Origin of the sequence: Glaciecola sp. 33A, from assembly GCF_002836745.1 — a bacterium.
Classification (GTDB): domain Bacteria; phylum Pseudomonadota; class Gammaproteobacteria; order Enterobacterales; family Alteromonadaceae; genus Glaciecola.
In genome coordinates this window covers 46,035-58,058 of sequence record NZ_PJAR01000028.1, presented here as the reverse complement: position 1 = coordinate 58,058, position 12,024 = coordinate 46,035, and the positions used below count along the sequence as shown (strand labels likewise).

The following is a 12,024-nucleotide window of genomic DNA, read 5'->3' as shown; positions in this document are numbered from 1 at the left end:
AAGAATTACTCAACCCGTGCTTTGGGCAGTATTATAGAACTCTCTACGTAAGTCTGGGTTGCTATTAAACGCTCCCCCTAACGAACTGGTTTTGGTATAAGATTGGCTATCTCTAATACCCCTCGCTTTAACACAGTAATGCGTTGCGTTAATACTAACCGCAACATCGTCTGTTCCGGTTAGCGCTTGAATGGCCACCATTACTTGCTGGGTTAGTCTTTCTTGCACCTGCGGGCGTTGCGCAAAAAAACCGACTAAACGATTTATCTTCGACAAACCGAGTACCGTGTCCTTGGGTATATAAGACACCGTGGCCACACCATCAATGGTAACAAAATGATGTTCACAGGTGCTGGTCAGACTGATGTCAGTTACCTGCACAGGTTGGTCGATGCTCATTTTGTTTTGAATTTGAGTTATCTTTGGAAAAGCACGGTAATCCAATCCAGAAAAAATTTCATTCACGTACATTTTAGCGATGCGATTTGGCGTATCGTGTAAACTATCATCACTTAAATCTAATCCAAGGGTTTCCATTACAACGCGCATTGCTGCTTGAATTTTTATTCTTTTCTCTTCGTTACTGAATCCGTTTTCGGCCATCGGCGTTTCAAGACCTTTGGCTTCCAATGCTCGGCGGACAATAGTCGCTTCAGCTGAAATTAAGTGTTCAGCCGCTCCGCGAATTTTTATAGCTTCATGTGCTAACATTTGGTCTTCCGTTTTATTATGTATAAAGGTATACGTACTACATTGTCAGAAAGGTTTACTTTTTCACCTCTGTCTCTTAAATTTTTCAAAAAAAGTTAATTTTGTTCGAATTTAAGAAAAGCAACGTATATTCTTTAAGCTTCGATTCACTGACCTATCAATTGCACACACCATAAGGATTCGGTTTCTTCATGACTTCACCCATACTCATTACAGGTGGCACCCAACGCCTAGGCTTGGCAGTCGCAAAAGACTTATTAGCTCAGCACCATAAGGTTATTGTAACATATAGAACGAAAAAGCCCTCAGTAGATGAGCTGACAGCATTGGGGGCAATGTTAATCCAAGCTGACTTTTCAACTCAAGATAGTTTATTGAAGCTGATTTCAGACGTAAAAAATCAAACCTCGTCGTTGCGTGCGATTATCCACAATGCATCAGATTGGGATCAAGAAGCCGACACTGAGGATTACAACGAACTATTTCAGAAAATGATGCAAGTACATGCAAATGCGCCTTATCAATTAAATTTAGCATTGCAAGATATGCTGTCAGCGAACGATATTGTGAGTGACATCATTCACATGACAGACTATGTGCAAGTAAAAGGCAGTAAAAAACACATTGCTTATGCGGCCAGTAAAGCTGCTCTGCACAATCTGACTTTGTCTTTCAGTGCATTGCTAGCGCCAAAGGTAAAAGTCAACAGCATTGCACCTGCCTTGCTCATGTTTAATGAGGACGACTCAGCTGCTTATCGTGCAAAAGCACTTAAAAAATCTTTACTGGAAGTTTGCCCCGGTGCACAAGAAGCAGTGAAAGCCGTTAATTATTTGCTAAGCAGCCATTATATAACCGGACAGACATTGCACTTAGATGGTGGTCGGCATTTAAAATAAGCCAGTTATTTAATCACCGTTGCTAATTCAAAGCACTTTTTAATGCAAAGTGCATTACTGATTTAGATAAAGAAAAAATGGTCTTGAGCGCCAATATTTATGACTTGCTGAATGAAGATTATGCTCAAAGAGCTGACGTTGATTTTGTTAGTTATCTATATTTTGATAGGCAGCCGCATCGAACTTTCTTAACAACATGGCAATGGGCGCAATAATCGCTATAATCCAAACATTCATTTTAAATACTCGTTTTAGTTAGGAACTCCGCCAACTATGTCCTTTAAAAATTCAGTGCAAGATTTGACCCTTCTCCCTGAGTGGGCTGAGCAAGAAGCGGTTATTCTTGCATGGCCCAACGTAGATACCGATTGGCATCCATGGCTTCACGAAGTACAAATTACTTACGTTGATATAATTAATGCCATTAATGATGCCAATGCGATTGTTATTCTGCTGTGTCGTAAACAAGAGTTAGTTTTAATCAAAAGCCTTATTCCAGACACGGCAAAGGTGCTCTGCGTGACCTGTGACTACAATGACACATGGGCTCGTGATTATGCGTTTTTAACTTGCGAGTCAGCTAATGGTAACGTACCGGTAAGTTTTCGGTTTAATGGCTGGGGTCAGAAATTTGATGCCACTAAAGACGACACCATAAATCGACTCATTTTGGCTAGTCTTTGTCAGCAACCTATGCAGCATTGTGACATTGTGTTGGAAGGAGGCGCGCTTGAAATTGACCAAAATCAACATCTAATATCAACCCGATCATGCTTATTTAACGCATCAAGAAACGGTACTCTAACTGAAAAAGAATATGTAGATGTATTTACTCATAAACTGGGGGCAGCTAACATCAGTATACTCGAGTATGGTTATTTAGAGGGCGATGATACCGACGGACATATTGATACTTTAGTGCGCTTCACTCCGTTGCACGGTTTAGTTATTCAAGGCGCTTACAATCGACCCAATGACAGTCATTTTGACGGACTATTTAAGTTGCGAATGGAATGCCAGAAAGCGCTTCCAACACATGCAATTTACGAACTTCCTTTACCCGAAATGCACAATCAGGATGGTGAGCGATTACCTGCTTCTTACGCTAATTTCCTAATTTGTAATAAATCGGTATTATTTCCCATTTATAAGCAAGAAGAAGATGTAGAGGCTTTAAAAATCATTCAAAATGCATTCCCAAACCACAAAATTGTGCCTCTTAATTGCGCACCACTAGTTCAGCAATTCGGTAGTTTACATTGCATTACAATGCAGGTGCCTTGCGATACCATAAAGCCTGAGATTATTGAAAAAGGCCAAACTGGAGTGTGCGAGCTATGAGTACTCAATCGTCAGATAATCTGACTAAAAAAGCGGGTTCAAAGGCAATGAAATCGACCTTAAAGATAGGCGTAGTTCAGCAATCTGTTGGATCAAACAACAAACTTGAAAACTGGACTAAGAGTGCAAAAAGAGTCAAGCAGTTAGCTGCTGGTGGCTGTGAATGTATTTTATTGCAGGAGTTACACAGTACGCTATACTTTTGCCAACAAGAAGACGTGGACGCTTTTGATTTGGCAGAACCAATACCAGGCGATGCAACGGTTTATTTTGGTCAACTAGCAGCCTCACTAAACATCGTCTTAATCACCTCACTATTCGAAAAACGCGGATCTGGTTTGTATCATAATACTGCGGTTGTCTTTGATCGAAGCAAAGAGATAGCGGGCAAATATCGTAAAATGCATATTCCTGACGACCCTGGATTTCACGAAAAATTTTATTTCACGCCAGGCGATATCGGCTTTGAACCTATTCAAACCAGTGTCGGAAAACTTGGTGTTTTGGTTTGTTGGGACCAGTGGTATCCAGAGGCAGCGAGGTTAATGGCAATGGCTGGCGCAGATATTTTATTTTATCCAACGGCAATCGGCTGGGATAAAACCGATACGCTTGACGAACAACTGCGACAACAAGATGCATGGCAGACCATTCAGCGTGCTCATGCCATAGCAAATTCGGTTCCGGTTGTTGTTGCTAATCGCGTTGGTTTTGAACCTTCACCCATTGCTAGCGCTCCTGGCATTCAATTTTGGGGACTCAGTTTTATTGCCGGCCCACAAGGTGAAATACTAGCTCAAGCAAACAGCGCAGATGACCAAGTGCTGGCAGTTGAACTCGATATGCAACGCACTGAAAACGTGAAACGAATTTGGCCGTATTTCAGAGACAGAAGAATAGATGCATATGCTGATTTAACGAAACGCTGGCGTGACTGAAAATAACTAGGCTTCTGTGCTATGCGACTTGATGTTAAATATTTTTTGCTCATATAAAAAGTATTTTAATGATGGTTTACCTACCGTATTTTTAATGACTTCATGGTCAATAGAAAGGCCTCCGGTATACTGCCCAAAAGCGGGCATGAGTAATATTTCACTGCCAACAACAAAACACTTACCTGACATCGTGTGTCCCATTTTTTTGACACGCATTTTAGGATGAAAATGTCCTATTATTTGAGCTTCAATTGGCTGGTCATCTTGCATTTCTTGGATCTGTTCTTCAGGCTCATGAACTAATAAAAGGTTATTTACTGTCAGGTTTGCGCTTGATTGACCGGCTATTTGTTTAGGTATTTCAGGGTCATGATTGCCGAGTACCCATTGCCAATTTAATACCGAGTTGACCATGCTATTAAGCTCATCAACATTACGTAAATCCATTCGACTAATCGCGTTGCCATCATGAAAGCTATCGCCCAGGCAGATAACGCATGTGGGTTGATAAAGGGTCAATACATTTTGCATGCTATTCAGCGTTTTTTGAGTGTCTAATCTTGGCAAAGGGTTTGCAAATTGTGACAAAAAGCTGCCCTTTTCAAAATGCAGATCAGAAAAAACTAACAAGTCATAGGCCGGCCAGAATAAGGTGCCCGACGCATCCAAAATGATACGATTATGCGCAAAGTCAATGATACAGGCTTTGTGCTTTTTTAATCTTGAAATTAACCCATTCTCTAATATCAAACTGCTTTTCCTATATTGCTGGGATTAAGCAGATCTTTGACTTCTTGCAGCATGTTTTCTGCCTCTTGATATAAACTTGCCTGTTCTAGTAAAGACTCAGCACCTTTCCCTTTTATTTGCTCAGACTTACCGTTAAGTACGATAGAAATTGCCATCGGTGAGGCTTTAGGCAACGCGTTAAAATCAAACTGCTGATAGAATCGTGTCAACATATCAGCTAAACGCTGCAAATCGAGTAATTCACGTTCAGCGTCTTCTCTGGTAACCCGCAAGAGAATGTGCTCAGGATCATGTTCACGCAATGTGTCATATATCAAATCTGTTGAAAATGTGACTTGCTTCATCGTTTTCTTGGTGCTGTGATATTGTTGTTCGATTAGCCCACTGACAATAGCCACTCTGCGAAACGAACGCTTGAGCATTGGTGCTGCCAGCATCCATTCTTCCAATTCAGCGCCCAAAATATCAGGATTAAATAAGCTTGTCAGATGTTCGCTAATGACGGCCTCTATAGAAGAAATTGAAAGCCCGTAGTCGGTAATACTAAAACTAAGTGGTTTGAGCCCCATTTTTTCCATACGCCTTGTTATTAACATACCTAAGGTTTGATTTGCTTTACGCCCTTCAAATGTATAAAACAATGTGCACTGTGTCTGGCGGTAAGGAAATTGCTCAATGAGTATTTTATTGGCTTGCGGGATCATCGAAAAAGCACTTTGTAATTCAAGCCAATCGACAACTTGCTTAGGCATTTTATTCCACTCTTCGGGACGATTCAGTAAGTTACGAACACCATCAGCTAGAAAGCTACTCAATGGCATTTGCCCACCTGAATAGCTAGGAATTTTAGGTTCTTTAGCTTTTCCAGGCTTAGCCTCAACAATCATGTCTCGAATACCTTCAAAACGCAGTACTTCGCCCGCGAAGTAAAAAGTGTCACCGGGCACTAGCGTTTGTGCAAAATACTCCTCTACTTCGCCGATAATTTTACCTTGATGGGAGCGCCGTAAGCGCTTCACTTTTAACCTACCCGCTTCAACAATTGTCCCTATGTTTTGACGATGGCGCGTAATAACGCGTTTTGACGCGGGTTCAAACAAACCATCTTCACATCGTCTTAGTCGGTTATAGCGCTCATAAGCCTGCAGTGCATAGCCACCATTTTCAGTAAATTGCCAGAGTTGGCTGAAAGTGAGTCGATCAAGACCACCATACGGACTGGTATTAACCACCTGTTGGTAGATCTTCTCTTCATCTGCGGTTTCACTGCACAAACAGTTTAGAATGAATTGTGGTAACACATCGAGTGCGCCTAACACTGGGGTGTCGCCGTCCAATTCATTGCGTTTAATCGCATTAATAGCGGACTGGCATTCCAAGGTTTCAAATCGATTTGCAGGCACTAGCAGTGCTTTAGAAGGCTCATCCATAGTATGATTTGAACGCCCAATTCGTTGTAACAAGCGACTCACTCCTTTAGGTGCACCCACCTGTATGACCAAATCGACATTACCCCAGTCAATACCTAACTCTAACGCAGAGGTTGCAACAATTGCCCTTAGTTTTCCTGATGCCATCATCGCTGCTGTTTTTATTCGTTGCTCTTTGCTTAACGATCCGTGATAAATCGCTATGGGTAACAACTGACTGTTTTCATTCCACAAATGTTGAAAAATCAACTCTGCTTGAGCTCTCGTGTTCACAAAAATCAAGGTGGTTTGCGCTTGAGCAATTTGTGAATAGATCTCTTTAACGGCATATGTGCCCATATTGCCAGCAAAAGGCATACGCTCTTTTGATGTTAAAATTTTGATCTTTGGTTTAACCGGACTGTTTAGCTGTAAAATATCGGTAGGTTCGCCATTAACGCCCAACCAAGCTGCCAATGATGCTGGTTCCGCCACCGTTGCCGATAAGCCAAAACGTATCATTTTTGGGCTTAAATATTGCAAACGGGCCAACGCCAAGGCAGTAAAATCGCCGCGTTTGGTGAAGGCGAAACTATGTGCCTCATCTATAATCACATTTTTGACGTTCCCAAATATCTGAGCTGCATCAGCATATGACAACATCAGCATCAGTGATTCTGGCGTTATCAATAAAATATTTGGTGGCTTTTTACGCTGTTGTTGCCGCTGATAAGAGGTCGTGTCACCCGTTCGAGCGCCCAAACTAATGCCAAGACCCATTTCATCAATAGGCTGTTGCAAATTTCGATGGATATCATGCGTCAGCGCCTTCAATGGTGAAATGTAAAGTGTGTGAAGGCCTGTTTGCTTTTGCTGTGAAAGGTCGATTAGTGAGGGTAAAAAGCCCGACAGTGTTTTCCCTGCGCCGGTTGGCGCAATAAGTAAGGTTGATCTATTGTTGCGAAAAGCAGCAATCATCTTTTTTTGATATGACCGCAATGTCCAGCCACGTTCTGCAAACCAGAGTACAAAGTTATCAGGAATAGATTTCATTAAATAAATGTCAACTCTTATTGATGCAAAAGGCTTAGTAATTATTAACTCAAGCTACAGACAAATTTGCCACTACTTTGAGCAAAAGTTGAAAATAAACGGACTAAAGAGTGATTTTATTCGTAATAAAAGTAATCGATACTTAACGTTTCATAATGAGTTATATGCAGCATCCTCGATATTGGATTAACAGCAACGAAAATGGTTTGTACTGCGAGGCCCTCGACGCCTATATAGACCCTGTAAATCCAGTGCATCGGGCCATCATTACACACGGGCATGCTGATCACGCAAGACCTGGCCACGGTGAAGTATATGCCACTCCTGAAACCATGGCCATAATGCGTATTCGATACGGCGATAACCATGCTGAAAAACAAATAGAGTTAAATTATAGTAACAACATTTCGCTACGCAATGGCAGCTTAATGTTTAAACCTGCGGGCCATATTCTTGGCTCAGCACAGGCGGTCATCGATCACAGCGATCACCGCCTGGTATTATCTGGCGATTACAAACGTAGCCATGACCCAACCTGCGCCGCATTTGAAGTAACGCAGTGTGATGTGTTTGTTAGCGAAGCAACATTTGGCTTACCTGTATTCAAACACCCACCAATTAACCAAGAAGTGAATAAGCTGCTAACATCACTCGCTCTGTTCCCAGAGCGTTGCCATTTGGTCGGAGTTTATGCACTTGGCAAATGCCAAAGGGTCATTTTGGCATTGCGAGAACTGGGTTATCACAAACCTATCTATATGCATGGTGCTCTATTGAAGCTGTGCGAGTTATATAGTAGCTATGGTGTTACGCTGGGCGATATGATTCCTGTTACAGAAGTCGAGAGCCTTAAGTCATTAGCAGGTGAAATAGTATTAGCGCCACCCTCCGCTCTACATGACAGATGGTCACGTAAATTACCCAATGTTATGACAGCAATGGCATCTGGGTGGATGCAAATACGCGCTCGGTCCAAGCAACGTAAAGCCGAGTTACCACTTATCATCTCTGATCACTGTGATTGGCCTGAGTTACTGCAAACACTCAAACAAGTTAACCCACAGGAAGTATGGGTGACTCATGGGCGTGAAGCTGCGTTAGTGCATCAAGCACAATTGATGGGGTATCAAGCAAAAGCCTTATCCTTAATCGGCCGTTCAGATGGCGATGATGATGGTGAATAAATATGCAGGTCTATATCACAAAGCAGACAGGGTCTAATGGAAGCGTTTGCAAAGCTGGTTGACAAACTCTACTTCACCTCCAGTAACTTGGCTAAGTCGGCTATTTTACGCGACTATTTACGCACAACATCGACCCCGGATAAAGGCTGGGCGATCGCCGCAATTGCAGGTACTTTAAATTTTGATTTATTCAAGCGAAAACTAATCAAAGATTTAGTCAGCACACGAGTTGACCCGGTATTGTTTGATTTATCGTATGATTATGTGGGTGAAATGAGTGAAACCGTCGCACATTTATGGCCCACTCCAAGCAGTAAAGAAGACAAGAAAACCAGCAAGCAATTACCTAGTTTAGACGAGCTTGTGAACTCGTTCAAACACAGTAACAAACAACAAGTTGAAGATACTCTCGTTGAATTATTAGATCGCATGACTGCGGACCAACGTTGGGCATTAATTAAATTAGGCACCAGAGGCTTGCGTATTGGTTTATCTGCTCGATTCTTAAAGAAGGTCTTAGCTGAATACGCTAATGAGCTGCCACAAAATAGCATTACCACTGAAGATATTGAGCGTATATGGCACGGTGTAGAACCGCCTTATCTTGACCTATTTGATTGGTTGGAAGGCAAAGTAGATAAACCCGATGTATCAAAAAAGATTACGTTTCAACCGGTCATGCTTGCGCATCCGATCGGGCCCGATGAGCTGGCTCAAATTAACTCACAGTGCTGGCAAGCTGAGTGGAAATATGACGGCATACGCGCACAACTCGTTTGTAATGAAAATGGCAAAGCCCTTTTCAGCCGCACAGGTGATGACATTAGCGGAAGCTTTCCTGATCTGCTTGAAAGTATCGATGAAGACAACATATCCGGTGTATTTGATGGTGAACTACTAGCGATGCAAGCAACGCAAATAAACAGCTTTAATCAGTTACAACAGCGCTTAAATAAAAACAAGCCTAGTAAAAAACTGATGCAGGAGATCCCAGTTGGAATGATGCTCTATGACGCTTTATTTATCGACGGTATTGACCTAAGAGGGCAAGTATTACGCCAGCGTGTCCTCACACTAACAGATTGGTTTAAAAAGCAATCAATTCAACAACCGTTAATAAAGCTGCTAAGGCTTTCTGAGCCTTTGCTGTTTAACAATCTTCGAGAACTTCATGCGCTGCGAGATAAAGCAAATACCTCTAACAACGGTTTTATTGAAGGACTTATGCTCAAAAATAGCAATAGTCTTTATGTGGCCGGCAGGCCCAAGGGACAATGGTACAAATGGAAGCGCGATGCAAAGCTAGTAGATGCCGTTGTCATGTACGCACAACGCGGCCATGGCAAACGTTCATCCTTTTATTCGGACTACACCTTTGGTTGTTGGCAAGATGATAAGTTACTACCTATCGGCAAAGCATACAGTGGTTTTACTGATGACGAGTTAAAACAAATAGACAAATGGATACGAAATAATACCATCGGGCGCTTTGGTCCGGTCAAAGAAGTGAAAAAAGAGTTAGTTTTTGAAGTTGCCTTTGACTCGGTTCACCATTCAAAAAGACATAAATCGGGAGTTGCATTGCGCTTCCCTAGAATTCATAGAATACGCTGGGACAAGCCGGCAAGTGAAGCAGACCGGTTGACAACGTTGATATTGATGATCGAAGAATAAGCCAAAATCGTTACCAAGAACTCGACGTATCTATACTACTGACGACTTTCCTATAGGGCTTGTGTAACAACTACTAACAATCTAATCAGATTACATACTTGTACAGTTGAGTCATTTCTAATAAATTAAATACAACGTTAATTATTTTACGCTCCAGTATTGGAGCTAATAAGTGAGGACTTATGTCAGGACAAGGATCAGGCGGTAATGTAATTGCTGCAATTTGCTCATTTTTTATTCCCGGTTTAGGACAATTAGTACAAGGTAGAATAATGGCGGCACTGACTTTTTTTATCGTCGCCACAGTCAGTTACGCTTTATCCGTCACCGTTATTCTGATCTTTATGTGGCCTATCGGCGCAATTGCACACATCTGGTCAATCATTAGTGCTGCAAAATACAACGGCACTAGCGGATAAAGCAACTCGCGCGCAGAGTGCGCGCGCATAACGCATAAGTTGTCCGATTAAATTAATCACTTTTATTGCGCGCTGTTTTCAACATTTAAAGACGATGCTTTTACTGTGATTGCAGCATTTTATTTGTTACGGCAACTAGTTAGTAATTTATTGCTTTTCTTCAAGCCCCTGATAAAAAGACGCTGGTAATTTGGATGCAAACGCGACCATCAGAAACATGAGATGAATATATAAAGATTGCATAAATATCCTGTACGAGAGTAAATCTAGTCCTGATATCCAAAGCGATAAACAAAGATAATACAACGCAACAATCCAAATGGTAACATTCACTGAAATTGCATTTTGTTGGCCAACAAATCGTTGGTTAGGGTCCTTAATCAACGCCAGCCTTTTATTATTCATAATAAAATAAATCGTGATAATGAATATGCTATCTAAAAAAGCCAAGCCCAATAAATTTAAATATCCTCCAAAGCCATCAAATGGATGATTTACAAAATAGACAACGCTACCAATAAATAAAAACTGTCCGCTGAATATGAATAAAATCATCGGCTTTGAAATAAAATCACGCACCCCCCTAACTTTAAGAGTCGCAACCCGTTTATCGTCACTATAGTCGGCCAATAACGAGAAGAAACGTTTTTGGATTGCCGCCATCACCAACACCGGAATAATAGCAATGAAGAATAAGCAGGTTAAACCAGCCTGGTTATCCCAACTAAACAATTCAGCTTGATTAACAGCAGCGTAAGCTACTATCGCAAATGACAATAAGAATAAGCCTCCAGCTACAATTTTAAAAATGCTAATGTTGGACAATAAGTAATCCTCAATTGCATTTTTTGCATTCGGGTACTGAGTCATTCCGTATCTTCTTGCAAAATCGATAAAGTTATTACGGATGATCATTGGTACAACAATTAAGGTAATAATGACCTGGCTAAAAAAAAGCCAGTAGGTTGTGTTACTTATCCAGTCGAACATAATTAGCCCTCACTTTTTGGTATTTGTCATTGCTTGGTTAAATGCAATACGTATTTCAGAATCTGTTGCTCCGGCTTCACGATAACTATTTACCGCAAAGCTAACTTGTGAATATAGCCATCCATTTAAATTAAATTGCACATTATCCAATGCATTGGGATGTACATAAGTTCCCCTGTAGCCTTTGGTTTCTATTACTTTGTCACGCTCGAGCAGTCTATAAGCTTTGGCCACCGTTTTTGAATTAATGTCTAGATCGTTTGCAAGTTGCCTAATAGAAGGTAAGGCATCACCGGCATAAAGCTGCTTTGCTTCTATCGCTTTTTTGATTTGAATAATCAATTGATTAAACAATGGTTCTGGCGAGTCCAGCTCGATCGTAATCATAAAATGCGCCTCATTGGGAGTGACTACTCAATTTAATAGCCTTAGAAATCGATATTCATGTTGATGTACCATGTCGTATTAACTCCGTTAATATTGCTCGTTTCTATTTCTATTTCTATTTCTATTTCTATTTCTATTTCTATTTCTATTTCTATTTCTATTTCTATTTTAAAAAAATGTTTATCGCCTTGAGTTTTAATAAACATATTCAGAGCAATTAATTATATGACCCCATACAACAAGTGGTACATACAGTAATAGGTAATATT

Annotated in this window: 11 protein-coding genes; 6 read left to right on the top strand and 5 right to left on the bottom strand. The window is 41.1% G+C overall.

What is annotated here, in order from left to right:
- Window positions 1–9: 9 nt before the first annotated feature.
- Window positions 10–711, bottom strand: a complete 702-nt coding sequence (gene folE, locus CXF81_RS04465; RefSeq protein ID WP_101180174.1) for a GTP cyclohydrolase I FolE — start codon at window positions 709–711, stop codon at window positions 10–12.
- Window positions 712–902: 191 nt separating this feature from the next.
- On the opposite strand from folE, the gene folM reads away from it, so the two are divergent.
- From folM to CXF81_RS04450, 3 genes are all read left to right on the top strand, one after another.
- Window positions 903–1,610 carry a dihydromonapterin reductase gene (gene folM / locus CXF81_RS04460; protein WP_101180173.1) on the top strand — a complete coding sequence of 236 codons (708 nt, stop codon included), beginning with the start codon at window positions 903–905 and terminating at the stop codon, window positions 1,608–1,610.
- Between the two features lie 273 nt (window positions 1,611–1,883).
- Window positions 1,884–2,951, top strand: a complete 1,068-nt coding sequence (locus CXF81_RS04455) for an agmatine deiminase family protein (RefSeq protein WP_101180172.1) — start codon at window positions 1,884–1,886, stop codon at window positions 2,949–2,951.
- A gap of 47 nt (window positions 2,952–2,998) precedes the next feature.
- Complete coding sequence (locus tag CXF81_RS04450; protein ID WP_101180196.1) at window positions 2,999–3,889, top strand: carbon-nitrogen hydrolase; 891 nt, start codon at window positions 2,999–3,001, stop codon at window positions 3,887–3,889.
- Between the two features lie 6 nt (window positions 3,890–3,895).
- Here CXF81_RS04450 and pdeM read toward each other — a convergent pair whose 3' ends face one another.
- Both pdeM and CXF81_RS04440 read right to left on the bottom strand, forming a co-directional pair.
- Window positions 3,896–4,639, bottom strand: coding sequence for a ligase-associated DNA damage response endonuclease PdeM (pdeM, locus tag CXF81_RS04445; protein WP_101180171.1), 744 nt, complete (start codon window positions 4,637–4,639; stop codon window positions 3,896–3,898).
- Window positions 4,636–7,101, bottom strand: coding sequence for a ligase-associated DNA damage response DEXH box helicase (locus CXF81_RS04440; protein ID WP_101180170.1), 2,466 nt, complete (start codon window positions 7,099–7,101; stop codon window positions 4,636–4,638). The genes pdeM and CXF81_RS04440 overlap by 4 nt, the downstream gene beginning before the upstream one ends.
- A 164-nt stretch (window positions 7,102–7,265) precedes the next feature.
- On the opposite strand from CXF81_RS04440, the gene CXF81_RS04435 reads away from it, so the two are divergent.
- The 3 genes from CXF81_RS04435 to CXF81_RS04425 all read left to right on the top strand — a co-directional run bounded on the left by CXF81_RS04435 (window position 7,266) and on the right by CXF81_RS04425 (window position 10,378).
- Entirely contained in the window at window positions 7,266–8,285 is a 1,020-nt protein-coding gene (locus tag CXF81_RS04435; protein WP_101180169.1) for a ligase-associated DNA damage response exonuclease, read from the top strand.
- A gap of 36 nt (window positions 8,286–8,321) precedes the next feature.
- Window positions 8,322–9,959 carry a cisplatin damage response ATP-dependent DNA ligase gene (locus CXF81_RS04430; protein WP_101180168.1) on the top strand — a complete coding sequence of 546 codons (1,638 nt, stop codon included), beginning with the start codon at window positions 8,322–8,324 and terminating at the stop codon, window positions 9,957–9,959.
- Window positions 9,960–10,141: 182 nt separating this feature from the next.
- A complete protein-coding gene (locus CXF81_RS04425; protein WP_101180167.1) occupies window positions 10,142–10,378 on the top strand; it encodes a hypothetical protein in 237 nt (78 codons plus the stop codon).
- A gap of 147 nt (window positions 10,379–10,525) precedes the next feature.
- Here CXF81_RS04425 and CXF81_RS04420 read toward each other — a convergent pair whose 3' ends face one another.
- Together CXF81_RS04420 and CXF81_RS04415 are read right to left on the bottom strand one after the other, a co-directional pair.
- Window positions 10,526–11,368, bottom strand: coding sequence for a hypothetical protein (locus CXF81_RS04420; RefSeq protein ID WP_101180166.1), 843 nt, complete (start codon window positions 11,366–11,368; stop codon window positions 10,526–10,528).
- Between the two features lie 9 nt (window positions 11,369–11,377).
- Window positions 11,378–11,755 carry a GntR family transcriptional regulator gene (locus CXF81_RS04415; RefSeq protein ID WP_101180165.1) on the bottom strand — a complete coding sequence of 126 codons (378 nt, stop codon included), beginning with the start codon at window positions 11,753–11,755 and terminating at the stop codon, window positions 11,378–11,380.
- Between the last annotated feature and the right edge of the window lie 269 nt (window positions 11,756–12,024).

Excerpts from the sequence above, each read along its gene's own strand:
- folE (WP_101180174.1), bottom strand. The coding sequence starts at position 711 with ATGTTAGCACATGAAGCTATAAAAATTCGCGGAGCGGCTGAACACTTA.
- CXF81_RS04455 (WP_101180172.1), top strand. The coding sequence starts at position 1,884 with ATGTCCTTTAAAAATTCAGTGCAAGATTTGACCCTTCTCCCTGAGTGG.
- CXF81_RS04450 (WP_101180196.1), top strand. The coding sequence starts at position 2,999 with ATGAAATCGACCTTAAAGATAGGCGTAGTTCAGCAATCTGTTGGATCA.
- CXF81_RS04430 (WP_101180168.1), top strand. The coding sequence starts at position 8,322 with ATGGAAGCGTTTGCAAAGCTGGTTGACAAACTCTACTTCACCTCCAGT.
- CXF81_RS04415 (WP_101180165.1), bottom strand. The coding sequence starts at position 11,755 with ATGATTACGATCGAGCTGGACTCGCCAGAACCATTGTTTAATCAATTG.
- CXF81_RS04440 (WP_101180170.1), bottom strand. The coding sequence starts at position 7,101 with ATGAAATCTATTCCTGATAACTTTGTACTCTGGTTTGCAGAACGTGGC.
- folM (WP_101180173.1), top strand. The coding sequence starts at position 903 with ATGACTTCACCCATACTCATTACAGGTGGCACCCAACGCCTAGGCTTG.
- CXF81_RS04425 (WP_101180167.1), top strand. The coding sequence starts at position 10,142 with ATGTCAGGACAAGGATCAGGCGGTAATGTAATTGCTGCAATTTGCTCA.
- CXF81_RS04420 (WP_101180166.1), bottom strand. The coding sequence starts at position 11,368 with ATGTTCGACTGGATAAGTAACACAACCTACTGGCTTTTTTTTAGCCAG.
- CXF81_RS04435 (WP_101180169.1), top strand. The coding sequence starts at position 7,266 with ATGCAGCATCCTCGATATTGGATTAACAGCAACGAAAATGGTTTGTAC.